The sequence below is a fragment of the Bradyrhizobium sp. CCBAU 51765 genome (genome assembly GCF_015291725.1).
GTDB lineage: Bacteria > Pseudomonadota > Alphaproteobacteria > Rhizobiales > Xanthobacteraceae > Bradyrhizobium > Bradyrhizobium liaoningense.
On the sequence record NZ_CP030038.1, the window covers coordinates 5577464 to 5603293 of the forward strand.

Annotated in this window: 21 protein-coding genes; 8 read left to right on the top strand and 13 right to left on the bottom strand. The window is 62.7% G+C overall.

The window, feature by feature from the left end; all coding sequences use genetic code 11:
• Positions 1 to 202: 202 nt before the first annotated feature.
• The 5 genes from XH96_RS26555 to XH96_RS26575 are packed head-to-tail and all read left to right on the top strand — an operon-like array spanning position 203 to position 6168.
• The gene (locus XH96_RS26555) at positions 203 to 676 is read left to right on the top strand and encodes a formate dehydrogenase subunit gamma (protein ID WP_194388367.1); all 474 of its coding nucleotides are present in this window, start codon (positions 203 to 205) and stop codon (positions 674 to 676) included.
• Positions 673 to 2229 carry an NADH-quinone oxidoreductase subunit NuoF gene (locus XH96_RS26560; RefSeq protein ID WP_194388368.1) on the top strand — a complete coding sequence of 519 codons (1557 nt, stop codon included), beginning with the start codon at positions 673 to 675 and terminating at the stop codon, positions 2227 to 2229. The genes XH96_RS26555 and XH96_RS26560 overlap by 4 nt, the downstream gene beginning before the upstream one ends.
• A 10-nt stretch (positions 2230 to 2239) precedes the next feature.
• A complete protein-coding gene (gene fdhF, locus XH96_RS26565; protein WP_194388369.1) occupies positions 2240 to 5113 on the top strand; it encodes a formate dehydrogenase subunit alpha in 2874 nt (957 codons plus the stop codon).
• A gap of 4 nt (positions 5114 to 5117) precedes the next feature.
• Positions 5118 to 5945 (top strand): formate dehydrogenase accessory sulfurtransferase FdhD, encoded by an 828-nt coding sequence (gene fdhD, locus XH96_RS26570; protein WP_194388370.1) that lies wholly within the window; start codon positions 5118 to 5120, stop codon positions 5943 to 5945.
• Positions 5935 to 6168: a formate dehydrogenase subunit delta gene (locus XH96_RS26575; protein ID WP_194388371.1), complete on the top strand. Its 234-nt coding sequence runs from the start codon at positions 5935 to 5937 to the stop codon at positions 6166 to 6168. Before fdhD ends, XH96_RS26575 begins: the two co-directional genes overlap by 11 nt.
• Here XH96_RS26575 and XH96_RS26580 read toward each other — a convergent pair.
• The 11 genes from XH96_RS26580 to XH96_RS26630 all read right to left on the bottom strand — a co-directional run bounded on the left by XH96_RS26580 (position 6125) and on the right by XH96_RS26630 (position 20904).
• On the bottom strand, positions 6125 to 9112 hold the full coding sequence (locus XH96_RS26580; RefSeq protein WP_194388372.1) for a bifunctional [glutamine synthetase] adenylyltransferase/[glutamine synthetase]-adenylyl-L-tyrosine phosphorylase: 2988 nt from the start codon (positions 9110 to 9112) through the stop codon (positions 6125 to 6127). The two genes, XH96_RS26575 and XH96_RS26580, sit on opposite strands and share 44 nt — an antisense overlap.
• Positions 9109 to 10563 carry an ATP-binding protein gene (locus XH96_RS26585; protein WP_194388373.1) on the bottom strand — a complete coding sequence of 485 codons (1455 nt, stop codon included), beginning with the start codon at positions 10561 to 10563 and terminating at the stop codon, positions 9109 to 9111. Before XH96_RS26585 ends, XH96_RS26580 begins: the two co-directional genes overlap by 4 nt.
• A gap of 788 nt (positions 10564 to 11351) precedes the next feature.
• Positions 11352 to 12065 (bottom strand): ABC transporter ATP-binding protein, encoded by a 714-nt coding sequence (locus tag XH96_RS26590; RefSeq protein WP_194388374.1) that lies wholly within the window; start codon positions 12063 to 12065, stop codon positions 11352 to 11354.
• Positions 12046 to 12777 (bottom strand): ABC transporter ATP-binding protein, encoded by a 732-nt coding sequence (locus XH96_RS26595; RefSeq protein ID WP_194394270.1) that lies wholly within the window; start codon positions 12775 to 12777, stop codon positions 12046 to 12048. Before XH96_RS26595 ends, XH96_RS26590 begins: the two co-directional genes overlap by 20 nt.
• A 32-nt stretch (positions 12778 to 12809) precedes the next feature.
• A complete protein-coding gene (locus XH96_RS26600; protein ID WP_194394271.1) occupies positions 12810 to 13799 on the bottom strand; it encodes a branched-chain amino acid ABC transporter permease in 990 nt (329 codons plus the stop codon).
• A gap of 16 nt (positions 13800 to 13815) precedes the next feature.
• Positions 13816 to 14685, bottom strand: coding sequence for a branched-chain amino acid ABC transporter permease (locus XH96_RS26605; protein WP_194388375.1), 870 nt, complete (start codon positions 14683 to 14685; stop codon positions 13816 to 13818).
• Positions 14685 to 15053, bottom strand: a complete 369-nt coding sequence (locus tag XH96_RS26610) for a hypothetical protein (RefSeq protein ID WP_194388376.1) — start codon at positions 15051 to 15053, stop codon at positions 14685 to 14687. Before XH96_RS26610 ends, XH96_RS26605 begins: the two co-directional genes overlap by 1 nt.
• Before the next feature lie 65 nt (positions 15054 to 15118).
• Positions 15119 to 16294, bottom strand: a complete 1176-nt coding sequence (locus tag XH96_RS26615) for an ABC transporter substrate-binding protein (RefSeq protein WP_194388377.1) — start codon at positions 16292 to 16294, stop codon at positions 15119 to 15121.
• Between the two features lie 31 nt (positions 16295 to 16325).
• On the bottom strand, positions 16326 to 17768 hold the full coding sequence (locus XH96_RS26620; RefSeq protein WP_194388378.1) for a glutamine synthetase family protein: 1443 nt from the start codon (positions 17766 to 17768) through the stop codon (positions 16326 to 16328).
• Between the two features lie 34 nt (positions 17769 to 17802).
• Positions 17803 to 19161, bottom strand: coding sequence for an aromatic ring-hydroxylating dioxygenase subunit alpha (locus tag XH96_RS26625; protein ID WP_194388379.1), 1359 nt, complete (start codon positions 19159 to 19161; stop codon positions 17803 to 17805).
• Between the two features lie 57 nt (positions 19162 to 19218).
• Positions 19219 to 20904, bottom strand: coding sequence for an amidohydrolase (locus tag XH96_RS26630; RefSeq protein ID WP_194388380.1), 1686 nt, complete (start codon positions 20902 to 20904; stop codon positions 19219 to 19221).
• 217 nt (positions 20905 to 21121) lie between these two features.
• On the opposite strand from XH96_RS26630, the gene XH96_RS26635 reads away from it, so the two are divergent.
• The 3 genes from XH96_RS26635 to XH96_RS26645 are packed head-to-tail and all read left to right on the top strand — an operon-like array spanning position 21122 to position 23535.
• Positions 21122 to 21445, top strand: coding sequence for a 2Fe-2S iron-sulfur cluster-binding protein (locus tag XH96_RS26635; protein WP_194388381.1), 324 nt, complete (start codon positions 21122 to 21124; stop codon positions 21443 to 21445).
• Complete coding sequence (locus tag XH96_RS26640) at positions 21442 to 22680, top strand: NAD(P)/FAD-dependent oxidoreductase (protein WP_194388382.1); 1239 nt, start codon at positions 21442 to 21444, stop codon at positions 22678 to 22680. Before XH96_RS26635 ends, XH96_RS26640 begins: the two co-directional genes overlap by 4 nt.
• 60 nt (positions 22681 to 22740) lie before the next feature.
• Complete coding sequence (locus XH96_RS26645) at positions 22741 to 23535, top strand: IclR family transcriptional regulator C-terminal domain-containing protein (protein ID WP_194388383.1); 795 nt, start codon at positions 22741 to 22743, stop codon at positions 23533 to 23535.
• 28 nt (positions 23536 to 23563) lie between these two features.
• Here the strand turns inward: XH96_RS26645 and XH96_RS26650 are convergent, their stop codons facing one another.
• Both XH96_RS26650 and XH96_RS26655 read right to left on the bottom strand, forming a co-directional pair.
• A complete protein-coding gene (locus XH96_RS26650; protein ID WP_194388384.1) occupies positions 23564 to 23905 on the bottom strand; it encodes a 5-carboxymethyl-2-hydroxymuconate Delta-isomerase in 342 nt (113 codons plus the stop codon).
• Positions 23906 to 23932: 27 nt separating this feature from the next.
• Positions 23933 to 25621, bottom strand: a complete 1689-nt coding sequence (locus XH96_RS26655) for an amidohydrolase (protein WP_246789757.1) — start codon at positions 25619 to 25621, stop codon at positions 23933 to 23935.
• Positions 25622 to 25830 lie beyond the last annotated feature (209 nt).

A 25830-nucleotide genomic window follows, 5' to 3' on the forward strand; every position in this document is an offset into this window, starting at 1 on the left:
TGGTGGCATGCAAGCTAGCACGCCCACTCCTCCGCAACACGCAAAAACCGCCTGCGAGAACGGCTTCGATTGCAATTTGAAATCGAGTGATCGCGCCCTTCAATCGATCCGAATTCGCAATCGCAGCACGGGACAGCTTTATTGATCTTCGAATGATTCCAAATAGTTTGGGAGCAGGAAACGCTCTGGTTGAGAATGAAGAATGACAGCGGTTTTTGATTGGGACGAGACGCGCGGCGCCGAGATCATCGCCGAACATGCCGGGCAGGAAGGCGCGACCCTCGTCATCCTGCATGCGCTTCAGGAGGCGTTCGGCCATGTGCCGCAGGCGGCAATTCCCATGGTGGCGAAGGCATTCAATCTGTCGCGCGCCGAGGTCCACGGCGTGTTCACGTTCTACCATGATTTCCGCCACAAGCCGGCCGGTCGCCATGTGCTGAAGCTGTGTCGTGCGGAAGCCTGTCAGGCTGCGGGCGGCGATGCGCTGGCTGCGCGCGCCGAGGCAAGGCTCGGCGTCTCGCTCGGCAACACCACGGCCGACGATCGCGTCACGCTGGAGCCGATCTACTGCCTCGGCCTGTGCGCGACTGCGCCGTCTGCGATGCTCGATGGCCGCCTCATTGGCCGGCTCGACCAGAAGCGCCTCGATGCGCTGATTGCGGAGGCGCAGCGATGAGCATCCGCCTCTACGTCTCGCGCGATGCCGGTGCGGTTTCCGTCGGCGCCGACGAGGTTGCCCTTGCGCTGGAGCAGGCCGCCGCCAAGCGCGGCATTGCCGTGGAGATCGTCAGGACCGGCTCGCGCGGCCTCTACTGGCTGGAGCCGCTGGTCGAGGTGGCGACGCCCCAGGGCCGGATCGCCTTCGGTCCCGTCACCGAGACCGACGTGCCCGCGCTGTTCACCGCGCTCGCCGACAACACGCCGCATCTCTTGCGGCTGGGAGCGACCGACGAGATCCCCTGGCTCAAGCGCCAGACCCGCCTCACCTTCGCCCGTTGCGGCGTGATCGACCCGCGCTCGCTCGACGACTACCACGCCCATGGCGGCTACAGGGGCCTGGAGCGCGCTCTCTCGCTTGGCTCGGATGCAATCCTCGACGAAGTCACCGCGTCCGGCCTGCGCGGCCGCGGCGGCGCAGGCTTCCCCACCGGCATCAAATGGAAGACGGTTGCCCAGGCCAGGGCTGACCGCAAATTCATCGTCTGCAACGCCGACGAAGGCGACAGCGGCACCTTTGCCGACCGCATGATCATGGAAGGCGATCCGTTCCTGGTGATCGAGGGCATGACCATCGCCGGCCTCACCGTCGGCGCGACCAAGGGCTACATCTACATCCGCAGCGAATATCCGCACGCGGTCGAGGCGATGAACGCGGCCATCATGGCGGCCAGGCGCGGCGGCTATCTCGGCGCGAATATCGGCGGCTCGAAGCGAGCCTTCGATCTCGAAGTGCGCGTCGGTGCCGGCGCTTACGTCTGCGGCGAGGAGACCTCGCTGCTGGAAAGCCTCGAAGGCCGCCGCGGCATCGTGCGCGCCAAGCCGCCGCTGCCGGCGCATCACGGCCTGTTCGGCAAGCCGACCGTGATCAACAACGTGCTGTCGTTCGCCGCCATTCCCTTCATCCTCGCCGAAGGCGCCAAGGCCTATGCCGATTTCGGCATGGGCCGCTCGCGCGGCACGATGCCGATCCAGCTCGCCGGCAACATCCGTTACGGCGGCCTGTTCGAGACCGCCTTCGGCGTGACGCTCGGCGAACTCGTCGACGACATCGGCGGTGGCACGTTCACGGGCCGTCCGGTCCGCGCGGTGCAGGTCGGCGGCCCGCTCGGCGCCTACTTCCCCCGCGCCCTGTTCGACACGCCGTTCGACTACGAAGCCTTTGCCGCGCGCGACGGCCTCATCGGCCATGGCGGCATCGTCGTGTTCGACGACAGCGTCGACATGCGCAGGCAGGCGCGCTTCGCCATGGAGTTCTGCGCCATCGAATCCTGCGGCAAGTGCACGCCGTGCCGGATCGGCTCGACCCGCGGGGTCGAGACCATCGAGAAGATCATCAAGGGCGAGCGCGTGAGCGAGAATCTCGCGCTCGTCGAGGACCTCTGCAACACCATGAAATTCGGCTCGCTCTGCGCGCTCGGCGGCTTCACGCCCTACCCCGTGCTCAGCGCATTGAAGCACTTCCGGGAGGATTTCGCACCGGTCCCGACCACGCTTCAGGCCGCGGAATAGGAGAACGACAATGTCTCTGATCGAAGACATAGACTTCGGCACGCCGCGCTCGAAATCGGAAACGATGGTGACGCTGACCATCGACGGCAAGGAGGTGACGGTGCCCGAGGGCACCTCCATCATGCGCGCCGCGAGGGATGCAGGCCACCAGATTCCAAAGCTCTGCGCGACCGATATGGTCGACGCGTTCGGTTCCTGCCGTCTCTGTCTCGTCGAGGTCGAGGGCCGCGCCGGCACGCCGGCGTCCTGCACCACGCCCGTGATGCCCGGGCTCGTCGTGCATACCCAGACCGAGCGGCTGAAGCGGCTGCGCAAGGGCGTGATGGAACTCTATATCTCCGACCATCCGCTCGACTGCCTCACCTGCGGCGCCAACGGCGATTGCGAGCTGCAGGACATGGCCGGTGCGGTGGGCCTGCGCGACGTGCGCTATGGCTATGAGGGCGAGAACCACGTCTTCGCCAGGACGGACGGCTGCACCAATGACAATTGGATGCCGAAGGACGAGTCCAACCCGTACTTCACCTACGATCCCTCCAAGTGCATCGTCTGCTCGCGCTGCGTCCGCGCCTGCGAGGAGGTGCAAGGCACTTTCGCGCTGACCATCTCCGGCCGCGGCTTCGACAGCCGCGTCTCGCCCGGCATGAGCGAAAGCTTCCTCGGCTCCGAATGCGTCTCCTGCGGCGCCTGCGTGCAGGCCTGCCCGACCGCGACGCTGACGGAAAAGTCCGTGATCGAGATCGGCCAGCCCGAGCACTCCGTCGTCACCACCTGCGCCTATTGCGGCGTCGGCTGCGCCTTCAAGGCCGAGATGCGCGGCGAGGAAGTGGTGCGCATGGTGCCGTACAAGGACGGCAAGGCCAATCGCGGCCATTCCTGCGTCAAGGGCCGCTTCGCCTGGGGCTACACCAACCACAAGGAGCGCATTCTCAAGCCGATGATCCGCGAGCGCATCGAGGATCCCTGGCGCGAAGTGTCCTGGGACGAGGCGTTCTCGTTCGCCGCCGCCAGGATGCGCGGCATCCAGGCGAAATACGGCCGCGACGCCATCGGCGGCATCACCTCGTCCCGCTGCACCAATGAAGAGACCTATCTGGTGCAGAAGCTGATCCGCGCCGGATTCGGCAACAACAACGTCGACACCTGCGCCCGCGTCTGCCACTCGCCGACCGGCTACGGCCTCGCCACCACCTTCGGCACCTCCGCCGGCACGCAGGATTTCGACTCGGTCGAGGAGACCGATGTCGTCGTCGTCATCGGCGCAAACCCGGCCTCCGCTCACCCCGTCTTCGCCTCGCGCCTGAAGAAGCGGCTGCGTCAGGGCGCCAAGCTGATCGTGATCGATCCGCGCCGCACCGAAATGGTGGAATCGCCGCATGTGAAGGCGTTGCATTTGCCCCTGATGCCCGGCACCAACGTCGCGGTCATGACGGCGCTGGCGCATGTCATCGTCACCGAAGGGCTCGTCAACGAAGCCTTCGTGCGCGAGCGCTGCGACTGGAGCGAGTTCGAGGAGTGGGCCGCCTTCGTCGCCCAGCCGCAGAACAGCCCGGAAGCCACCGCCATCCTCACCGGCGTCAATCCGAAGGATCTGCGCGAGGCCGCCCGCACCTACGCGACCGGCGGCAACGGCGCGATCTATTACGGCCTCGGCGTCACCGAGCACAGCCAGGGCTCGACCACCGTGATCGCGATCGCCAATCTCGCGATGGCAACGGGCAATATCGGCCGTCCCGGCGTCGGCGTGAACCCGCTGCGCGGCCAGAACAACGTTCAAGGCTCCTGCGACATGGGCTCGTTCCCGCACGAGCTGCCCGGCTACCGCCACATCTCGGGCGATGCAGTGCGCGAGCAGTTCGAGGCGCTGTGGAACGTCAGGCTCAACCCGGAGCCCGGCCTGCGCATTCCCAACATGTTCGATGCCGCGGTCGAAGGCACCTTCATGGGCATCTACGTGCAGGGCGAGGACATCCTGCAATCCGATCCCAACACCTCGCACGTGGTGGCGGCACTGTCGGCGATGGAATGCGTCATCGTCCACGATCTCTTCCTGAACGAGACCGCGAACTACGCCCACGTCTTCCTGCCCGGCTCGAGCTTCCTCGAGAAGGACGGCACCTTCACCAACGCCGAGCGCCGCATCCAGCGCGTGCGCAAGGTGATGACGCCGAAGAACGGCATGGCCGACTGGGAAGTCACCATCGGCCTTGCCAAGGCCATGGGCTTCGAGATGAAGTACAGCCATCCGTCCGAGATCATGGACGAGATCGCGGCGCTGACGCCGACCTTCGCCGGCGTCTCCTACGCCAGGCTCGACCAGCTCGGCTCGGTGCAGTGGCCCTGCAACGAGAAGGCGCCCGACGGCACGCCGGTGATGCATATCGACGGCTTCGTTCGCGGCAAGGGCAAGTTCGTCGTCACCGAATATGTCGCGACCGACGAGCGCACCGGCCCGCGCTATCCCCTGCTGCTCACGACGGGGCGCATCCTCAGCCAGTACAATGTCGGCGCGCAGACAAGGCGCACCGAGAACGTCGTCTGGCATGCCGAGGACCGCCTCGAGATCCATCCGCACGATGCCGAGCAGCGCGGCGTGCGCGACGGCGACTGGGTGCGGCTGAAGAGCCGCGCCGGCGAGACCACGCTGCGCGCGGAGATCACCGACCGCGTCGCGCCCGGCGTCGTCTACACCACCTTCCACCACCCGGACACGCAGGCCAACGTCATCACGACCGACTATTCGGACTGGGCCACCAATTGCCCCGAATACAAGGTCACGGCGGTGCAGGTCTCGCCCTCGAACGGCCCGTCCGACTGGCAGAAGGCCTATGACGCGCAGGCGCGGCACTCCCGCCGGATCGCGCCGGCCGAGGCCGCGGAGTAACCGCATGCACGTTCCAGTCCAGGCCACCGACCGCGAGATCTGGCGTGATGGCATCGCATCAGAGGGGACACGGCTGATCCCGGAGGAGACGCCGCTGGCGCTGACCTACAATGGCGGCACCTACGCCGTCATGATGGGGACACCGCAGAACCTCGAGGATTTTGCGGTCGGCTTCAGCGTGAACGAAGGCATCGTCGGGTCGGTCGACGACATTCGCTCTCTCGACGTCGTCCGTCTCGACGACGGCATCGAGCTGCGGATGTGGCTTGCACCAGAAAATGCCGCGCGCATCAGCGAGCGGCGTCGTCATATCGCCGGCCCCACCGGCTGCGGGATCTGCGGCGTCGAGTCCATTGCCGAGGCCGTGCGACCGGCGGCCGTGGTGCCGCAGGGGCAGACCTTCACGCCGGAGCAGATCATGGCGGCGATGCAGGCGATCGCGCCCCTGCAATCGATCAACATGCAAACCCGCGCCGTTCACGCCGCCGCGTTCTGGGCCCCCGCAGGCGGCATCGTCGCGCTGCGCGAGGATGTCGGCCGTCACAACGCGCTCGACAAGCTCGCCGGCGCCCTGGCGCGCAGCCGCGCGGATGCGCGCGGCGGCATGGTGCTGCTGACGAGCCGGGTCTCGGTGGAGATGGTGCAGAAGACCGCCGCGATCGGCGCGCCGGTGATGGTCGCCGTGTCGGCGCCGACCGCCCTCGCTGTGCGCACGGCGGAAGCCGCCGGCATCACGCTGATCGCGATCGCGCGGCAGGACGGGTTCGAGATATTCTCGCATGGCAGCCGGATCGTCGCGCGCCATGCCACGGAGGTTGCCGATGTCGCCTGACCGCCTGATCTACATGGCCAACCAGATCGGCAGATTCTTCCGGAGCCAGGGCCATGACAAGGCCGTGCCGGGGATTGCCGAGCACATCAAGAAATTCTGGGATCCCCGGATGAAGCGCGCGATCTTCGCCCATCTCGATGCGGGCGGTGCAGGCCTCGAGCCTGATGTGCGCGAGGCCCTTACCTCGTTGAAGCAGGCGACGTCCCTTCCAGCAGCGCCCTGAACACGCGCCGCACCTCGGTCTGGGTCTCCTTCACCCGCGCCTCCAGCGACGAGAAGTCCGGCGCGTCGCCCGCGCGCGCCATCACGCGCAGGAGGTCGGTGCCGGCGGTCTCCGGCTTGAAGCGCTCGCTGACGCAAAGCCGCAGGATCTGCGTCAGGTCGTGATAGAGCCGCGCCGCGGCACGCAGGATCTCGGTCTCGGACTGTGCGAGCACACCGAGCCTGCATGCATTATCCAGCACCTGCACGGTGCTGACGTCGAGAATGTCCGGCTTCTCGTGGGCATGCACGAGCTGGAGATATTGCGCGATGAAGTCGATGTCGACCATGCCGCCGGCGGCATGCTTGATATCCCAGCAATCGGCCTCGCCCTTCTCCTGCGCGATCGCGCGCCGCATGTCGGCGACGTCGTTGGCCGTGATTGCGGGATCGCGGCGGCGGGTCAGGACATCGCGGATGACACGCTCGATCCGTTCCCGGAATTCGGGCGATGCCGACACCACGCGGGCGCGCGTCAACGCCATGTGCTCCCAGGTCCAGGCCTCGGTGGCCTGGTAATCCGCGAATGAAACGAGACTCGAGGCCACCGGGCCGGCGCGCCCCGACGGCCGCAGCCGCATGTCGATCTCATAGAGCACGCCGTAATTGGTGCGCGTCGTGAAGGCGCTGATCAGGCGCTGGGTGAAGCGCGCGAAATAATGCGCGCCGTGAAGCGATTTCGGTCCATCGGAGTCCGGATTGTCACTGTCGAAATCGTAGAGCAGGATCAGGTCGAGATCGGACGAGGCCGTCATCTCGCGGCTGCCGAGCCGGCCCATCGCGATGATCGCGGTCTCCTGCCCCTTGATCCGGCCGTGCTGGGCGGCAAAGCGATCGGCAACGAGGCCATGCACGGTGTGCACGATTCCTTCGGCGACATCGGCAAAGGCGGTGCTCGCCTGCTGCGCCGAAACCGTGCCGGACAGGATGCGCGTGCCGATCAGGAACAGGCTCTCCTGGCCGAACAGGCGCAGGCGATCGAGAAATTCTTCATAGGAGTCCGCGTCTCGCACGGTGGCCGCGAGCCGGCCCGACAATTCCTGCCTGTCGGGCATGGCGCCGAAGAAGCGCGGGTCGATCAGACCATCCATGAGCTGCGGCTGCCGCGCCAGCATTTCGCCGAGCCGCGGCGCCGCCCCCAGCACCAGCGCCACCAGTGCGACGAGATCGCGGTTCTGGCCGAGCAGTGTGATCAGCCGGCCGCCGCGCTGCAGTGCTCCGAGGAAATGATCGAACGCCACGACGGCGCGATCCGGCTCCTCGGCGTGGGCAAGACCGTCGATCAAGGCCGGCACGAATTCGACGAAGGCGCTTCGCGTCGCCTCATTGCGGAATACGCGGTAGTCGCCGGTGATCCAGTCGCGCACGGTCTGCGCGACGGCGGCCGGCTTCTTGAAGCCCAGCGTCGCCAGGTGCTGGAGCAGGCGCGGATCGTCGGGACCTGCACTATAGTCGAGCGCCGGCAGCCTGGCCGTCCCGATCGGATCGTCGCCCTCGAACAGTTTTTCGTAGTGACCCTGGACGATCTGGAGCTGGTGCAACAGGTCGCGCGCAAAGGCTTCACGATCCTGATAGCCGAAGAACCACGCGAAGCGCCCGACCGCTTGCCTGTCCTCAGGCAGCGTATGGGTCTGCTCGTCGGCGATCATCTGGAGGCGATGCTCGACCCGCCGCAGGAATTCATAGGCCGTCGTCAGCTCGTCGCGCGCCGCAGAGGTGATCCACTTGCTGGAGGCGAGTACATCGAGCGCCCTGAGCGTCGGCCGCACCCGCAATTCCGGATGGCGGCCGCCCGCAATCAGCTGCTGAGTCTGCGCGAAGAACTCGATCTCGCGGATGCCGCCGCGCCCGACCTTGACGTTGTGTCCCTCGACCGCGACCTCGCTCTGGCCACGATAGGTTTGCATCTGCCGCTTCATGTCGTGCACGTCGGCGAGCGCGGCGAAGTCGAGATGCTTGCGCCAGACGAAGGGCGCGATCTCCGCCAGAAGCGCTTCACCCGCCCTGGCATCGCCGGCGCAGGCCCGCGCCTTGATCATCGCAGCGCGCTCCCAGGTGCGGCCTTCCCGCTCGTAGTAATTCAGCGCGGCGTCCCGCGAGATCGCCACCTGCGTCGAGGACGGGTCGGGCCGCAGGCGCAGATCGACGCGGAAGACGTAACCGTCATAGGTGCGCTGCTGGAGGATGCGCGCCATCCCCTGTGTGACACGGACGAAGAACGGCTGCGGCTCGATGTCCGCCGCCAGCGTTGTCGCATCGGGATCGAAGAACACGATCAGATCGATGTCGCTGGAATAGTTCAGCTCGCCCGCGCCCATCTTGCCCATCGCGAGCACGATCAGCCCGCAGCCCTCTTCGGGTGCCTCCGGATTGGGCGGCGAGAGCTTGCCGCGTGCGGCTTCCTGCCGCAGCAGATATTGCAGCGCCGCCTGCACGGAGGACACGGCAACATCGGTGAGCGCCGCCGTCACCCGCATCACCGGCCAGACACCGCCAATGTCGCACAGCGCGATCAGCAGCGCGGCTTCCGCCTTCATCCGGCGAAGCAGCCGCATCACCTCGGTCTCGTCAGGTGCCGCGAGCACCGCGCCCCTTGCCTCAGCGATCAGTGCAGCGAGGTGCGGATCCGGATCGCATTCGAGCAGCCGGATCAGGCGCGGGGCATCGGCGCGCACCAGATCGAACAGATAGGGCGAGAATTCCGCGATCCCGGCCAGGATGTCGCGGGTAAAGGGGTGGCCCAGGAGCGCTTCCAGACGCGCCGATTGGGCCGGCTCAAGCTCGGCCAGCCAGCTTTCCAAACGTCGTTCGTCAGTTGTGGAAGCGGCAATATGGGGAGCCTCCGCGAAGCGTGCGGCCAGCCTCTCACCATGCTTGTCCGCGTTTCCCGGCGCGGAGTGGTTCATGCCACCTTCTGTGGCACATCCGGCATTGGCGGAGCAACCCTGTCGCCCGCGCGCGCCGGCAGCACCAGCGTGGCGACAAGACCGGGATGGGCATCGCCCAGCCGCAATTCTCCGCCATGCAGCGTGGCAACAGCCGAGGCGAGGCTGAGGCCGAGGCCGGAGCCCGGCAGCGTTCGGCTCGCCTCAAGCCGGACGAAGCGCTCGACGACATGCTTGCGGTCGCTTTCGGGGATCCCGGGGCCGCGATCGGTGACGCTGAGCAGCACCTGATCGCCCTCGCGCCGGGCCTCGATCGTGATCTGCCGGCTATCCATGCTGACCACGGTTCCCGCGGGCTGCGAAGCGGGCTTGCCGTACTTGATCGCATTCTCGACCAGATTGGCGAGCGCCTGGCTGATCAACTCGCGGTTGGCATGAACCGGCGTCGGATCGGCCTTCACCTTCAAGGTCATGCCGTCGTCCTCCGCCAGGGGCTCGTAGAGCTCGTGGATGCCATTGGCGACGTCGGCGGCGTCGAAATCATCCATGTTGCCGCGCGCCTGTCCGGACTCGGCGCGCGCGATCATCAGAAGCGCGTTGAAAGTACGAATCAGCCCGTCGGATTCCTCGATGGTCCGCTCCAGCGCGGCGCGGTAGTCGGCCTCGCAGCCTGATCTCGCCAGCGCCTCCTCGGCGCGATTGCGCAGCCGCGTCAACGGTGTCTTGAGGTCGTGGGCGATGTTGTCGGAAACCTCCTTCAGGCCCGCCATCAGCGCCTCGATCCGCTCGAGCATGGCGTTGAGGTTCTCGGCGAGGCGATCGATCTCGTCGCCACTGCGCCCCACGGGCAGGCGCTCGCTGAGATCTCCGGTCATGATCCGCTGCGCCGTGCCGGTCATGGCGTCGATGCGCCTCAGCACCCTCCGCGCGACGAAAATGCCACCGGCGAGGCCAAGCACGACCACGATGAGGACCGACCATTGCGCCGCCTTGGCGACGATGCCGAACAGGCGCCGCCGCTCGGCGAGGTCGCGGCCGATCAGAAGCCGGAAGCCGTTTTCCAATTCGGTGACGCGAACGAGCGCGCGATGGTCGCGATCATCTGTATCCTCGATCCGCCGGTAGGCCGTCTCCGACCAGCCGCGCGTCGCCATCACGCCCGGCGCCAGCGAGCCGACATTGCCGGCAATCGCCTGGCCCGTCGGCGTGGTCACGAGGTAGAGGTTGGCGCCCGGCCGCAGTGCCCGATACTCGATCGTGCGCACCAGACGAAACATGCCGCCGCGGTCGTAGATCTCGTGGATCTCCGAGGTCTCGGCATTGACCGTCTGCGTGATTTCCTCGGTGATCAGACGCCGCGTATTCCAGGCGAAATAGGCCAGCAGCGAGGCCGCGAACATCGCGAACAGCAGCAGATAGACCAGCGTCAGCCGGAACGCCGTGGTGCGAACGAGTTTACCGAATGCCGTCACGGATCATGTGTCCAATTTCAACGTCGCGCCTGCTATCCCCGAGCATCGTCACTCCTTACATTCTGCTTTATTTACAGTGACTTGGCTTCATCAATTATCGTCTGTCTTCGCCAAAAATCGCCGAACGTCGGCCGGTCTTGGTAAAGAAGTGGTAAGGCGGCACGTCGGCCCCTTTGAAAGTATCCGTGATGGTCCCACATCCGAACGGTTCCTTGCGGAACGACTGACCGTGACGGGCAAAGCATCCGTGCCGGTAAGTGGTAAGCGACAGGGGAACGTTAAAGTGGCGCTCAATTCGAACCAAGTTAAATCCCTGCAAGCTGGCGCCCATGCGGACACTGGGGCCTCTATCTGGTCGTGCGCAGGAGCGGTGGTCGGGTGTGGGCCTTCCGTTTCACCGACCCCGGGGGCAAACGGGCGGAGATGGAGTTCGCCAGGGCTGGCGACCGCGACAGCGCAGGGGGTGACGTTCTGACCCTAAGCAGCGCGCGAGAAGGCACGCGACTACAAGGTTGCATTGACGCGCCAGGGCATCGATCCGCGCGTCAAAAAGCGGGCCGCTGCTCAGAGCAGAAAGACGTTCAAGGAATTTGCAGAGGAGCACGACCCTGATTGGTGCCGGGGCTTGTCCTAAGAGGAGTTAACCCGATGGCAGCGCTCCATCCGCGACGTGCCGAGCTTGCACGAGAAGAAGCTCCATGAGATCGCCACCGAGCACGTGCTCTCAAAGCGAGAGGCGACCCGAAATGCCTCGTCCATTAGCTCACTCAGCGGGAACACCGCCCGCTTTAGTGTAACCCGACACCGAGCAGGCGCTCGACCATCTTGGGGTCGTCGCGCAAGTGCGCGCATTCCCCACTCCAGACCGCCTTGCCCCGTTCAACCACCATGACCTGATCGGCAAACCGCAGTGCTCGTTCGATCTGCTGCTCGACCAGAACGATGGTCATCTCGCCAGAGCTCGCTAACGCTGTGATGATGTCCATGATTTGATCGCAGATCACCGGGGCGAGACCCTCAAGCGGTTCGTCCAGCAGGAGAACCGAGGGCCTTCCCAGCAGCGTTCTGGCAAGCGAAAGCATCTGTTGCTCGCCGCCCGATAACTGCGTCCCGAAGTGGCGCCGGCGTTCAGCCAGCCTCGGGAACATCACGTAGACCTCTTCAAGCGCCTCTCGACCGCGATCCTTGAGACCCGCGACCAGGTTTTCTTCCACCGTCAGCGACCGAAATATGTCGCGTGTCTGCGGCACGTAACCGAGACCCCGTTGAGCACGTGTCGATGCCTTGGTATCCGTGAGATCTGCTTCGTCCAGGAATACTTTTCCGCCATGATGGGTCGTCAGACCCATCAGCGATGCGAGCAAGGTGGTCTTGCCGACTCCGTTTCGACCAAGAACGCTGAGACGACCTCCAGGCAAGACCTCGAAAGACATGTCATCGATGACGCGGGTGGGGCCATACCCGGCACTGAGACCTCTGACTTCAAGACGCGTGGCGGGCATCTGCGTAGCTACCTAGATAAGCTCGACGGACTTCCTGATGGTGCGTGACTTCTGTCGGATTGCCCTGGAAGATCAGCTTTCCGTTGGCGAGAACGAGCACACGGCGGGCAAATCTGAAGACCAGGTCCATGTCATGCTCGATCATCAAAACCGCGATATCAGAAGGCAATCTGTCGATCGCCTCGATGATCTTGGAGGACTCCTCTGACGGCACCCCTGCCGCGGGCTCGTCCAGGAGCAGGACCTTCGGCTCGAGAGCAAGCCCGATTGCCAGGTCAAGAAGGCGCTGCTGACCGTACGCCAGTTGCGAGACCTGCCTGTCGGCCAGATGTGCGATACCAAGCATTCCAAGGGCCCGCTCCCACTCCAGGCGAACGTCCGGCCGATCAATCGGGGAGGAAAACATACTTCTCGTGAGCCCCTTCCTCTGCATCACGGCGAGCGCGACGTTCTGTGCGACCGTCAGGCTCTTGAAGAGCCTCGTAATCTGAAATGTCCGGATCAAGCCGGCATCGACGCGATCGGAAATCGGTAGCGCGGTCACATCAACACCGGCGAGGTGTACGGCGCCTTGTGAAGGGGTCAAGTCACCGGAGATAACGTTGACGAGCGTGGTCTTGCCCGCGCCGTTCGGGCCAATCAATGCGACCCTTTCTCCCTTCCCGATACTGAATGAGATATCATCGTTGACCCTCATCCCGCCGAAGGACATCGAAACATTTCGCAGTTCAAGCAGGGACTGGCTCACGGGCGCCTCCTCAGCAGCGACGCGGCGCGACCAGCAAGCAGGCCCCCCAAGGATACCAGGCCTTTGGGGGCGAACAACACGACCGCAATCAGCAACGCACCGACCATGGTCATCCAATGGAATGGATTCGCAGCCGAGACATAGTGCTCGAACACCTGGAAGACGATGGATCCGATCAGCGCGCCCCAGAGACTGCCTGCGCCACCCAGGACCAGCATGACGAGAGCCTCAGCCGACCGCTCAAATCCGACGCTATCCAGTCCCACGACGCCCGTATTGATGGCGTTGAGAGCTCCACCAATTCCGCCAACAACTCCCGACACGCCATACATCAGCACGAGCCGGGGATACACGCGGGCGCCGATCATCCGTGCCCGAAGGCTGTCATCCTTGATTGCCTGACAGAGAAGGCCGAAGGGAGAGTGCACGATTCGAAGCAGCACCACGAACACGACCATGAGCACCGCAACGGAGAAGACGTAGCCGGTGCGACCGTACATGTCGAACGCATAGACCCCGAAGAGTCGTCCAGGCGAAATGCCGGACAAGCCGTCGCTTCCGCCCGTCAGGCTCGACAGTTTGTTGGCCAGCGCCGCGATGAGCTGTCCGACGGCAATGGATAGCACGAGCTGTGGGAGACCCTTGAACCTCGTGACAAGGAGCCCTGAGACCAGCCCCATCACGGCACCGGCCACTGCCCCCACGAGCAACAACAGCAGGGGGTCGGAATGTCCGGCAAGGCAGGCGTTGCCCACGACATAGGCGCTCACACCGTAGATCGCCGCATGCCCCAGGGTGGCGACACCGCAATATCCAGTGACCAGATCGAGCGACAGCACCAGAAGCGTGATGCTGATCAGTCGCGTCAGAAACGCGAGGTCATCAGGAAAAAGCGTGTAGCCGAGCGCTCCGAGCGCCAGCGTGATTGCGACAGCGCGCAGCTCGAGCGGGACGGAGAAACGAGGCGCGCTCATGCCATCGACCATGATTCGATCGGTCACGTCAGTGTCTCCTGCCCAAAAGGCCGTTCGGAAACAGAAATACGACCAGGATGACCGCAAGATAGAAGAAGAACTCACCATATTCGGGTGCGAGGTACTTGCCGGTCGTGTCCGCAAGGCCAAGCAATATCGATGCCGCCACGGCGCCTGGGATCGATCCCGCCCCGCCGACCGAGACGACGACAAGGAATGTCACCATGTATCTGAGTGCGTAAAAAGGTTCGACGGGCAACAGTTCGGCGCCCACCACGCCCCCGAACGCCGCCAGGCCGACCGCAAGCGCGAAGGTCGCGGAAAAAAGGATCTGCGTCTTGATTCCGAGCGACTCGGCCATGTCACCGTTGTCGACCGCGGCACGCAGCCGGATCCCGAACTCGGTGCGGTCGATCAGTAGCCAGAGCAAGCCCGCGGTGCACACTCCGCAAATCATCACGAAAATCCGATGAGCTGGGATCATTCGGAAGCCGAGATCGACGGGACCGCTCAGCAGCGAAGGCAGCGGAATGGATTTGGTTGTCGGGCCAAGAATGTAGTTGGCAACGCCGATGATGACGAACGCAATGCCGATCGTGAGCAAAATCTGGGTCAGCTCATCGGACTTGCGATAAATCCGGCGGTAGAGAAGAAACTCGAGCGGAAAGGCGATCGCGATGGTGCCGAGGACCGCCAGGACAATCGCGAGCGGATATCCAACTCCTGCGCTCTTGAGCGCAAAAGACGCGAGATATCCCCCGATCATCGCAAATGCGCCATGAGCAAGGTTCACGACCCTCATCAGGCCCATCATGATGGACAGCCCGATGGAGATGATGAAAAGCACCATGCCGTACGAAAGGGCATCCAGCCCGATGCTGAGAGCCGTCCACGCCATTAGTTGAATACTTCCGCGGCTTTGAAATGTTGCGCCCCCAACGCGTCATGCTGAATGGTCCCGCGGACCACCGTCATCAAGGTCTTGACCGACCGCAGGTCGACGGACGAGTCGAACAGGTCCCGTTCCAAGGCGATCAGGCCCGCGGCGCTACCGGCGCGGAGAGCGCTGTGGGCGTCCGTCAAGCCGGGTATCACAGTTGCTCCGCGCAGATCGACGGTGACATGTGCGGAGCGGGCCTCGTCCTGAACGCCGGCAGAAAGAATGGCGCCATTTTGCGTCACCAGCGTATCAGCCGGAATCCGGTCGTTGGCATCGCGATAGATGCAACCATTGACGAAGCGAATAGACTGCAACCGACCACTCATTCCGGGCCCCTCTCCGACACGTTGAAGCGATTGCTCGCGAGATTCTACTTCGCGAGCGATTCGCTCTAGTTCTTCGCCAGACCCCAGTCCGGCTGCGCATCGAACGTTTGCAGTTCCTTGTTGAGGAACTTGCCGTCCTGCTTCACGACTTCGCGCAGATAGACGTTCTGACGAATATGTCGGGTATCCGGGTCGATCGACACGGGTCCGCGCGGACTGACCCATTTCATGCCCTTCACGGCCGCAAGGGCCTTGTCCGGATCCTTTTGACCGTTCGTGGCCTCGACCATCTTGTAAATGAGCCGAGCACCGTCATAGGCCGCGACCGACGCCATGGTGATGTCGTCAGGCTTGGCGCCAGCCTTGACCATATCGGCCAGGAAGGTCTTGTTCTCTGGAGAGTCGTGCGAGACCGCGTAGTGGTAAGTCGACAAGATGCCTTCGCCGCTGTCACCAATATTCGGAAGATCGGGCTCGGTCACGACATCACCCGTGGACAACAACTTCACGCCGGACGCTTTCAGTCCGTTGTCGATATAGGCCTTGACGAACCCCAGGGTTGGTGGACCGGCCGGCAAGAACGTGAAGATCATGTCTGCGCCGGAATCCTTGATCCTTTGCATGATTGGGCCGAAGTCGGTCGTATTGAGCGGCATCCTGACCGATTGGACGATGGTGCCTCCATCTGCCTCGAACGTCTTCTTGAAGGCGGCTTCGGCATCGATGCCGGGGCCGTAATCGCTGACGGCGATCGCCACCTTCTTGGCGGCTCTGGCCTTCGCCACCTTTGCCGCGGGGACCGTGTTCTGCCACATCGTAAAGGACGTCCGCACGATGTAGGGGCTCTTCTCGACGATCGCGGACGTCGCGGCGTTCATGACGATCATAGGTACCTTCGCTTCCTCAAGAAGTGGAGCGACGGCCAGGGCGTCCGGAGTGAAGTACAGTCCCGCGATGTATTGAACCTTCTCCTTGACGATCAACTCCTGAGCCAATGATTTCGACTTGGCAGGGTTCGGCGATTCTTCGTCGCGATAGACAAACTCGATCTGATGATCGCCGACTTTCGATCCATGCTTGGCCACCCAGGCGTCAATGCCGTATTTGAAGTTCTGGCCGAACAAGGCATACGGACCGGACATGGTGCCAATGATCCCCACCTTGATCGTGTCGCACTGCGCCGGCGAGATCCAGGCAGTGGCAATCGCGACGGCCCCAACAAGTCCAAACCTCAAGCTCATATCTCTCTTCTCCCGCTTCGGTGATGCTGCTTCAGAACATTTCGAAATATTCTCGTTGCTCCCACTCGGTGACCGTCGATTGGAAGCGCTCGATTTCCGCGTTCTTGATGAAAACGTAGTAGTCGACGAATTTCTCTCCCAGAGCCTCGCGGAAGAAGGGGTCATCGCGCAACGCGAACACCGCCTCGCGCAAGGAGGTCGGTAGGAGGTTTGCCTTGGTTTCGTAGGGAGTGTCCGCCGACGGACCGGCATCGAGCTGGCGATCAATGCCGTTGAGGCCGGCGAGAATCTGCGACGCCATGTACAGATAGGGGTTTGCGGCCGGCTCGCCGATCCTGTTTTCGAGCCGGGTGGCTTTATCGTCGGGACCGCCCAGCACGCGGATCATGACGCCCCTGTTGTCGCGTCCCCAGATCGCCCGATCCGGAGCCAGCGAATAGGAACGGTAGCGCTTGTAGCCATTGATCGTCGGCGTCGAGAAGACCGCGGATGCCCTGGCATGCTCCAGCAGCCCGGCCATATAGTGCTTGCCAAGTTTCGACAGACCGGCCGGTTCGCTCGTCATGAACGCGTTGGCGCCGTCCTTCCGGGAGACCAGCGATTGATGAAGGTGCCATCCCGATGACATCACGTTCGGTATCCGCGGCCGGCACATGAAGGTCGCGTGATAGCCGTGGCGGTTGCAGATCTGCTTCACGGCCGTACGAAACAGCACCATGGTGTCCGCCGGCTCAATGCCGACGGTGGGCTGAAACACGAACTCGCACTGACTCGGCCCGTACTCCACCTCGATCGACCGAAGCGGCAGGCCCAGCGCCACGATGTTTTGCCTGATCAGCTCGAGCGCAGGCTCCATCTGGTCATAGCGTTGCTCCGTCAGGTACTGATAGCCCTGCGACAGCAGGCTGACCTCCGGAGGCTCACCTGGTTGGCCGGGACTGCCGGCGTCCCCCGGAGTCAGTCGGGCATTCTCGACTTTGAAGATGTGGCATTCGACCTCAAGGCCCGCTTTGAAGTCATAGCCCCGGTCTTTGAGCTGCCCCAGCACGGATTGGTAGAGGCCCCTGGAGGCGAAGGGCACGGGTCGCCCGTCGGAGAAGTAGAGGTCGCAAAGCACCCACCCGGTTTTTGGTGCCCAGGGGAGAACCTTGAAGGTGGTGGGATCGGCGACCATCATGATGTCGCCTCCCCCCTGCATCTCGTGCATCCCGAACCCGCCGCCGGCGGTGAAGACAGGAAACACCGTGCGGTGAGAGGTATCTTTCGCGAGCAATGTCGTCGTTATCGAGCAGCCGCTCTCGATCGACGAGAGCGCCTCGGAAGCGACCAGCGCCTTGCCGCGCAAGATGCCGTGCTGGTCCGGAAAGGAGAGCCGGATCGTATGCAACTCCTGCTCCGCCGCCATCCGCCGCATGCGGATGGCAGCCTCCTTCTGTTCGGCCGACCAGAGACCGTGCTTTTCGACGAAACTCAACGACATCTCCTTTGCTGAGCTGGGCCGGCCTGGGTTATTCGGCGGCGGTCAGGTGAGGCACCTTCTTGGCGAGCTCGGCGGGCACCGGCGCGGTCCAGGGAGCGCCCCGACGACGCTTGACGTCCACTTCCATCCAGTAGGTTTCCCAGCCCTTCGTCGGACCGATGCCGTCCATTGTGGCCGGCCCCTGGATGCTGCGCGCGCTGGCAGCGTCGAGGAACAACAGCGGCTTGCCCCCGGCGGCCACCTTCTCGATCTCCTGGCGAAGCAGCCGGCGGTACTGAATGATCGCCTTGTCGGATTGCCCGAGATGCTCACGCGTCCGGTCCTGAATGGCGCCCATCGACTCCACGGCCCACTGGTCATGGACGTTGATGTCCGCGCCCATGCCGGTGTAAGTCTCGGTCGCCTGCTCGTGCGGATCGAAGCCGTAGTCGTTCGACTTGTTCTTGCGCGAGCGGTATTCCGGCAACTCGTAGAGCTCGAGGCGCTGCGCGCGCATTTTCGCCTTGTCGACGGGCGCGGCGTAGCTGGTGAAGATCGCATACCAATAGCAGTTCTCGTCGTCGACGGGCACATGCCACTGGGTAATCGTCATCTCCGTGCTCATCGGAATGACGAACGCATGCGGGAACAGCTGGTTGGTGACGCGAACGTGGGTGCGCTGCTCGTCGATTTCTCGCAAGGCGATGAGCCGCAGGCCGTATTCAGTGTGCTCGACGTTGATGATCGGCCGGTCGTACTCGCGCAGGACCTTCGTCATGGGCATTTCCGAGTCGGCCGACGCACCGCGAAACTGCTTGCCATAGGCTGCCGATGTATCCTCATCCTCGAAGAACCGGTGAAGGAACGAGGCATGAGCCGGGTCGATGCCGACTTCCAGGGCCTGCAGCCAATTGCATTCGATCAGGCCCTTGAAGGCGAAGGTGTATTCGCCCGGCGCCGCGAAGCAATCGATCTCCGGAAACGCCGGCGGCTCGCCTTCACCCAAATACGCCCACAGGATTCCACCCTTCTCCAGGACGGGGTAGGATCGCTGCTTGATGTTTTTGCAGAGCGAGGAGTTTGCAGGCTCCGCGGGCGTCTCGAGACACTGCCCCGTGGCGTCGAACAGCCACCCGTGGAAGGCGCAGCGCAGGCCACCGTTCTCGAGCCGGCCGAAGGCAAGGTCGGCGCCCCGGTGCGGGCAGTCGCGATCGAGCAGGCCATAGCGCCCCGTTTCGTCCTTGAACAGAACGAGATTCTCACCGAGAAGCTTGACGGCCTTGATGGGGCGTCCCTCCTCGAGTTCGTCGACAAGTGCAGCAGGCTGCCAATACATCCGCATCAGCTTTCCCGCAGGCGCCTTTGGTCCGACGCGGGTAATGAGGTCGTTCTGCTCTTTGCTCATCATGACTTGGATCTCCTCTCTCCGGCTTCGAGATGCGTCCTCCGGCTATCGGGACGCTGACTAACGCTGAAACACGATCTTGCCGCCGACAATCGTCAGATCGGCTTTGATGTCTTTGATCTGTTCCTCGGGGACCGTCATGAAGTCCGCCGACAACGCGGTCAGATCCGCGAGTTTTCCGGCCTCGATCGTCCCCTTCTCGTTCTCTTCGAACATGTAGTGCGATGCCGCGCTGGTATAGAGGCGCAGCGCCTGCTCGCGGCTGACGGCTTCGTTCGCTCCATAGACGCGTCCGGCGGGATCCTTGCGGGTCACCATGATGTACATGTTGATGAAGGGATTGATCGTGTTCACCGGGAAGTCGGTGCCGGCGCCGAGGCTGTTCAGCCCCACCTTCTCGATGAGAGTCTTCGTGGGCACAGCCCGATTGGCGACCGCTGCACCCAGGAAGCGCTCGACGGTGGCGGCCTTGTCCCACATGAACACGTTCTGGAAGTCGACTCTGACACCGAGGCGCTTCGCGCGCTCCATTTGCTCGGGCACGATCAAGCTGCCATGGATCAGGACGAAACGCCGATCCTTGATCGATTTTTCCTTGTCGGCCGCTTCGAAGGCATCAAGGACCTGGTCGATGCCCTTGTCGCCGACGGCATGGACACCCACGCGCCAATTGTAGCGATTGCAGATGGACACCAACTCCTTGAGACGTTGCGGCGATTGCTGGGCAATGCCGTGATAGTCATCATGCGAGTCTGGATAGGCCTCGCGCATGAGCGCCGTCTTGAGCGTCATGCCGCCATCGTAAAGGATCTTGATCCCGGCGAACTTCAGCCAGTCATCGCCAAAGCCCGACGAGGCGCCGTTGCCGCGCATGATGGCCTCCCAGGCCGCGTTCTCGGCGGGAGGCTCCGGGCGCCACATGAGGCCGACCCGTAGCGTTGCTTCACCGGCCTGCGCCACTCGCTGCAGGGCCGCGATGTCCCTGGGCGAAGTGGCCCCTTCCACGGCGCTGGTGATCCCGAACGAGTTCAGCACAGCTTCCGCAAGCTTGAATTGGCGAAACTCGTCGTCCGCTGTCCACTCCGGAACGGCCTTTTCGACGTTTTCGATCGCCGTCTCGACCAGAACGCCGGTCAGCTCGCCGGCACTGTCGCGCTCAAACGATCCGCCGCTTGGGTTTGGGGTGGCCTTGGTTACGCCGGCCTTCTCGAGCGCCATCGAATTGGCCATCGAGAAGTGGCCAACGGTCCGGAGATAGACCGGATTGTTCGGCGCGACTCCATCGATCTCCTGACGTGTCAGGTAGCGCTTTTCCGCGAGCTGTGACGGGGGATGCCAGGCGCTTCCGATGATCCACTCGCCCGGCTTCTTCTTCGCCACGAACTGCTTGATGCTTGCGAGGGCATCCGCAACAGTCTTGGCGCCGCTCATATTCACGACGTAGTCGGACAGACCGGCGGCCCTGAAATGCGCGTGCGTGTCGATCAGCCCGGGAACGACAGTCTTGCCCTGCAAGTCGATCGTGCGGGTGCGATTTCCGGCCAACACCTTGATCGTCGCCGTGTCTCCCACGGCCAAGATTTTTCCGTCGCGAACGGCAAGCGCTTCCGCAACCTTTGACTGACCGTCCATGGTGAGAATCTTGCCGTTGATCAAGGCAAGCGAGGGAGCATTGGTCTCCTGCTGCTGGGCAAACGCCGCGCTTGATGTCAGCACCACGCCCACGATCGCCGTCGTCAGCTTCATTGCGCTCTTCCTATTTGTTCGGTAGTCGAACAACGGTTCGATTTCTTTCAGAATGACTCCAATGTGACGAGCGAGCAAGCAAAATATTTCCGCAAACTGTGCCTAAGGGAACCGCAGACGGGCAACCGGATCGATGTTGAGGAGCTCGCAGGAATTGGTATAACCGTTTAACGAACTTATGTTCTTAGACCGAACAGATACAGAGAACGGAGGTCGGATGCCGCGAGTGAGATTTGTCCAGCAGGACCGCAGCGAAAAATCCATCGAGGTCGGACGCGACCTGAGCGTGATGCTCGCGGCCGTTCGCAACGGTATTCCCGGTATCGACGGCGAATGCGGCGGCTGCCTCGATTGCGCGACCTGCCACGTCTACGTCGATGAAGAACAAACAAGCTCTCTCCCTCAGCCGAGCGAAGAAGAGCTCGAGTTGCTGTCCGCCGTCTCGGGAGAGCGAAAGCCGAACAGTCGGCTGAGTTGCCAGCTGAAGGTGCTGACCCCTCTCGACGAGCTGGTGGTCCATGTGCCGGCGAGGCAGTCATGACGGGGCTGGTCATCATCGGTGCCTCCTATGCCGGGGTTCAAGCCGCTCTCACTGCTCGTGACGCCGGCTATTGTCAGCCCATCACCATTGTGTGCGACGAAGAGTGGTTGCCGTATCAGAGGCCGCCGCTATCCAAGGACTTCCTGCTCGGGCGCATCAGCGAGCAAAATCTGATCTTGCGTGACGAGACTTTCTTCGAAGGCAAGCAGATCAATCTCGTTCTTGGGCAGCGCGCCACGCTGCTTGACTTGCGGGCGCGACAGGTCACGCTGGCCGGCGACAACGCTCTGGAGTTTGAAAAGCTCCTCATCGCCACAGGCTCGCGCGCGCGGCGCATCGCGGTTGAGGGCGCGGACTTCGATGGAATTTTCTATCTGCGTTCGGTGACCGATGCGATCGACCTGAAAGCACGGCTGGCCGATGCCGCGGAGATCGTCATCGTCGGGGGCGGCTTTATAGGGCTGGAAGTTGCGGCCTCCGCGGCAAAGCTGGGCAAGAAAGTCACCGTCGTAGAAGCGAGCAGCCGCCTGCTTGAGCGTGCGGTCTCGCCGATCTTGTCGACCTTTCTTCTCGATACGCATTTGCGGGCTGGCGTCGACGTGATGCTCGACGAAACGGTTACCTCCTTCAAAGGAAACGATCGAAAAGTTTCCGCTGTCGTGCTCGGCAACGGTGCCAGTGTCCGCGCCGACCTGGTGCTGGTGGGGATTGGCGGTGTCGCCAACGACGAGATCGCGCGCTCGGCGGGGCTCAGATGCACGAATGGAATTGTTGTTGACGAGCACGGACAATCCGAAACATCGGACATTTTCGCGGCCGGTGACTGCGCCAACCACTTCAACCGCTTTTGCGAAAGCTGGGTCAGACTGGAATCGGTGCAAAACGCCCAGGATCAAGCGAAGGCAGCTGGACTGGCGATTGCCGGCGCTCCCGCGCCCTATGAGAGTGTGCCGAGGTTCTGGTCCGACCAATATGACGTCAAGCTGCAGATCGTCGGGCTGGCCGGACAGTATCATCGGCAGGCGGTCCGAGGTTCGGTCGACGAAGGAAGGTTCTCGGTCTTCTATTATCGCCAGGGCCGATTGGTCGCGGTGGACAGCGTCAACCGGCCAGGCGAGCAAATGGCAGCCCGACGCCTGATTGCCGCGGGGATCTCCCCTGCACCGGAGCAGGCCGCAGACGCTTCCTTTGACCTCAAATCCCTGGTGACAGCCGCAGACAAGGCTGGCGCCTGACCCGCGCATTTGTGATGGTTCTCGCTTTCGAGAGGCTACCGACAGGGACCGCCCAATAAAATGCCGAGGCTGAAGCGTACGGAAGAAGAGGAAAAGGCGCGGGAGGGAAGCGAGTTCATCGAGACCCTGGATCGGGGTCTTCGCGTGATACAGTCCTTTGGCATCGATCGCCGCCCAATGACCCTCAGCGACCTGTCCAAGAGCGCGAATCTTCCGCGGGCGACGGTGCGCCGAATCCTGATGACCCTCGTAAAATCCGGATTCGTCGTGAGCGACGAGCGGTTGTTCTCGCTAACGCCCAGGGTGCTGCTTTTGGCTTCGGCCTATTTGACGTCGAACCAAATCAGCACCGTGATGCAGCCGTTGATGGACGAGGTCGCCGGCAAGGCCAAGGAGGTCTGCTCCCTTGCGATCCTTGATGGCGAAGAGGTCGTTTTCATCGCCCGTTCGAGTCCGGCGCGGGTATTTTCGACCGGACTGGACATAGGATATCGGCTGCCGGCTTTCTGCACGTCAGTGGGACGCGTTCTGCTGGGCAGATTGGCAAACGACGAGCTGACGAGAACGGTCGACGGCATGAAGCTGGCGGCTCAGACCCAGTCGACGCTGCTCGACAAATCGGCAGTAATTGCGACAATCATTGCCGACCGCACCAAAGGGTATAGCCTTGTCGATCAGGAAGCTGAGGAGGGCTTTCGCTCCATATCGGTGCCAATTCGCCGCTACGATGGCGCCGTCATCGCAGCCGCAAATATTGGCGCTCATGTCGATCGCATCACGACCGGTGAGATGATCGATCGCTTCCTGCCTCTCCTCAAGGAGATGTCCGTCGCCGCGCAGCCCCTGCTCGTCTGAGAAGCTGCCGCCTTTCGGCGAGCACCCGTCATTTCAGCCGTTTCTTGTAGGCGACCGGGTCCATGTCACGGACATCCACGCTTATACTGACCACATCAGGGCATCGCTCTGTCATCGTCCGTCGAAGGCTCGTACTCAGCTCAACCTTCTGGTCGGGCGATCGACCTTCGAGCAGGTAGACCGACAGATGCACGAAGCTGTCACGCTTCCCAGCAACCAGGAAATCGTCGTAGACGCACGCCCGCACCTTGACGTCCTCCGCCTTCATGATCCCCGTTCGCCAAGCGGCTTCAAAGAGCGCCTCCATCAAGCCTGTTACGTCGTCGCGAGCGAGCGCCCCTTTCGAATATTCGATCACCAAGTGCGGCATGACGTTGTTCTCGTTTTTAGGTCGCGCTCATGAGATGAGCTCACCGTCGTAGACCGTTCGCCCCTCAACGATGGTCCGTACAGCCGTGATGTCCTTGATGCTTTCTTCCGGGACCGTCATGATATCGTCGGACAGAACAACCATATCGGCATACTTGCCCGGTTCTATTGATCCGACTTTGTTCTCTGAAAATGAATATCGAGATGCTGCGCTCGTGTAGAGCTGGATAGCTTCCTTCCGGCTGATCCGTTCGCCTTCTCCATACACGTCGCCATTCTTGTCGCGGCGGGTCACCATGACATACATGTTGACGAATGGATTTAGGAGGTTGATCGGATAGTCGGTACCTTGCCCAATCAACTTCAAGCCCATGACGTCGATCATGGTTCGCATGGGGAAGGCCCGGTCGGCGGTATCTTTGCCGAGAAATTTTGCCACGACAGCCGCCTTGTCCCAGAGGAACGAGGTCTGCGCGTCGACACGCACGTCCAATTTCTTGGCACGCTGCATTTGATCTGGTCGCATAAGACTGCCATGGATGACGATAAAGCGCCGTCCCTTGATGGATCTCTCAGCATTCGCGAGCTCGTAGGCGTCCAAGACACGGTCGATGGCGGCGTCCCCAACGGCGTGGACGCCGACGCGCCAGCCATAGCGATTGGCCGCTGCAACCAGGGCATTGAACCTGGACGGCTCGATAACGATGGTCCCCTTGTATTCGCGATCGTCGGGGTAACCGTCCCGCATCGCGGCTGTTCGCAATGTCATCCCGCCGTCGATCTGAAGCTTGACGCCGGAATAGCTCAACCAATCGTCGCCGAAGTCTGAAGCTGCGCCGATGCGAGAGAAGAACAGCTCCCATTCTTCGATCGTCATGCTGGGATTGAGGCCGCCCGTCGGCGCGTACATGGCGCTGATGCGCAAAGACGCCTGTCCGGCTTGCCGGACTCGTTGATGGGCGCGGAAAGTTGCGGGATCGACTGCCGCGCTAATTGCGGAGGTCAGCCCAAATTGATTGAAGTATCGCATCGCGAACTTCATCTGCTCATCGCGATCCTCGTCCGACCATTCGGGCAGAAGGGCGTGAACAAGGTCCTCCGCGGCCTCCTCCAATGTACCGTTCGGCTCGCCGGTCGATTTGTCGCGATGGATGATCCCGCCATCCGGATCAGGCGTGTCCTTCGTTATTTTCGCGAGGGCCAATGCCTCCGAGTTGACGAGAGTGAAGTGGCCAATCGGCAAGCACACCGGATTGTGGGGGGCCGCCCGATCGAGCTCCTCGCGCGTCAAGAAGCGCTTTTCGGCCAATTGCGAGACCGGGTGCCATTGTGCACCGCGCACCCATTTCCCCTTGGGCAATCTGCCAGCGTGTTCCCCGATACGGACCAATGCCTGCTCGACCGTGGTGACGTCGTTCAGCTGCACCGTGTACTTCATCAATCCGGCCTGCTCGACATGAGCATGGGTATCGATCAGGCCCGGAAGGACGGTTCGACCGTCCAAATCAATAACGACCGTGTTCGGGCCCGCGAGCGCAGATATTTCATCGATCTTGCCGACCGCGACGAAGCGGCCGTCTCGCACGGCGACCGCGCTCGCCACGCTGAACAGCGGGTCAACCTTGAGGAACTTGCCGTTGGTGTAAATCGTATCGGGCGCCCTGATGGACTCGCTGCGGTTCGGGCCGCCGGCGCCATGGCCACGTGAATCCATCATCCCATCTCTCATCTTGCTACTTGTTCGACTACCGAACATTAGTTCGGAATTTAACCGCCCAGTTCGCAGTTGTCAAAAAGACCAGGGCTTTGGCGATGTCGAGGACGACAGCTTGCACCTGCACTGTGGATCGCGCTGAGCGAAATCATTCAGTCGACAGCGGGCATCCGACAAGCAGGATCGCTCCGGCCGGCGATCACAGCTGCTCT

What these genes read in the sequence shown, in the direction of transcription:
- XH96_RS26655 (WP_246789757.1), bottom strand. Translation starts at nt 25,621, where the DNA reads ATGATGGATTCACGTGGCCATGGCGCCGGCGGCCCGAACCGCAGCGAG.
- fdhD (WP_194388370.1), top strand. Translation starts at nt 5,118, where the DNA reads ATGCACGTTCCAGTCCAGGCCACCGACCGCGAGATCTGGCGTGATGGC.
- XH96_RS26645 (WP_194388383.1), top strand. Translation starts at nt 22,741, where the DNA reads ATGCCGAGGCTGAAGCGTACGGAAGAAGAGGAAAAGGCGCGGGAGGGA.
- XH96_RS26590 (WP_194388374.1), bottom strand. Translation starts at nt 12,065, where the DNA reads ATGCCCGCCACGCGTCTTGAAGTCAGAGGTCTCAGTGCCGGGTATGGC.
- XH96_RS26610 (WP_194388376.1), bottom strand. Translation starts at nt 15,053, where the DNA reads ATGAGTGGTCGGTTGCAGTCTATTCGCTTCGTCAATGGTTGCATCTAT.
- XH96_RS26580 (WP_194388372.1), bottom strand. Translation starts at nt 9,112, where the DNA reads ATGAACCACTCCGCGCCGGGAAACGCGGACAAGCATGGTGAGAGGCTG.
- XH96_RS26600 (WP_194394271.1), bottom strand. Translation starts at nt 13,799, where the DNA reads ATGGTCGATGGCATGAGCGCGCCTCGTTTCTCCGTCCCGCTCGAGCTG.
- XH96_RS26635 (WP_194388381.1), top strand. Translation starts at nt 21,122, where the DNA reads ATGCCGCGAGTGAGATTTGTCCAGCAGGACCGCAGCGAAAAATCCATC.
- XH96_RS26595 (WP_194394270.1), bottom strand. Translation starts at nt 12,777, where the DNA reads ATGTCCTTCGGCGGGATGAGGGTCAACGATGATATCTCATTCAGTATC.
- XH96_RS26575 (WP_194388371.1), top strand. Translation starts at nt 5,935, where the DNA reads ATGTCGCCTGACCGCCTGATCTACATGGCCAACCAGATCGGCAGATTC.
- fdhF (WP_194388369.1), top strand. Translation starts at nt 2,240, where the DNA reads ATGTCTCTGATCGAAGACATAGACTTCGGCACGCCGCGCTCGAAATCG.
- XH96_RS26625 (WP_194388379.1), bottom strand. Translation starts at nt 19,161, where the DNA reads ATGATGAGCAAAGAGCAGAACGACCTCATTACCCGCGTCGGACCAAAG.
- XH96_RS26615 (WP_194388377.1), bottom strand. Translation starts at nt 16,294, where the DNA reads ATGAGCTTGAGGTTTGGACTTGTTGGGGCCGTCGCGATTGCCACTGCC.
- XH96_RS26640 (WP_194388382.1), top strand. Translation starts at nt 21,442, where the DNA reads ATGACGGGGCTGGTCATCATCGGTGCCTCCTATGCCGGGGTTCAAGCC.
- XH96_RS26555 (WP_194388367.1), top strand. Translation starts at nt 203, where the DNA reads ATGACAGCGGTTTTTGATTGGGACGAGACGCGCGGCGCCGAGATCATC.
- XH96_RS26650 (WP_194388384.1), bottom strand. Translation starts at nt 23,905, where the DNA reads ATGCCGCACTTGGTGATCGAATATTCGAAAGGGGCGCTCGCTCGCGAC.
- XH96_RS26605 (WP_194388375.1), bottom strand. Translation starts at nt 14,685, where the DNA reads ATGGCGTGGACGGCTCTCAGCATCGGGCTGGATGCCCTTTCGTACGGC.
- XH96_RS26630 (WP_194388380.1), bottom strand. Translation starts at nt 20,904, where the DNA reads ATGAAGCTGACGACGGCGATCGTGGGCGTGGTGCTGACATCAAGCGCG.
- XH96_RS26560 (WP_194388368.1), top strand. Translation starts at nt 673, where the DNA reads ATGAGCATCCGCCTCTACGTCTCGCGCGATGCCGGTGCGGTTTCCGTC.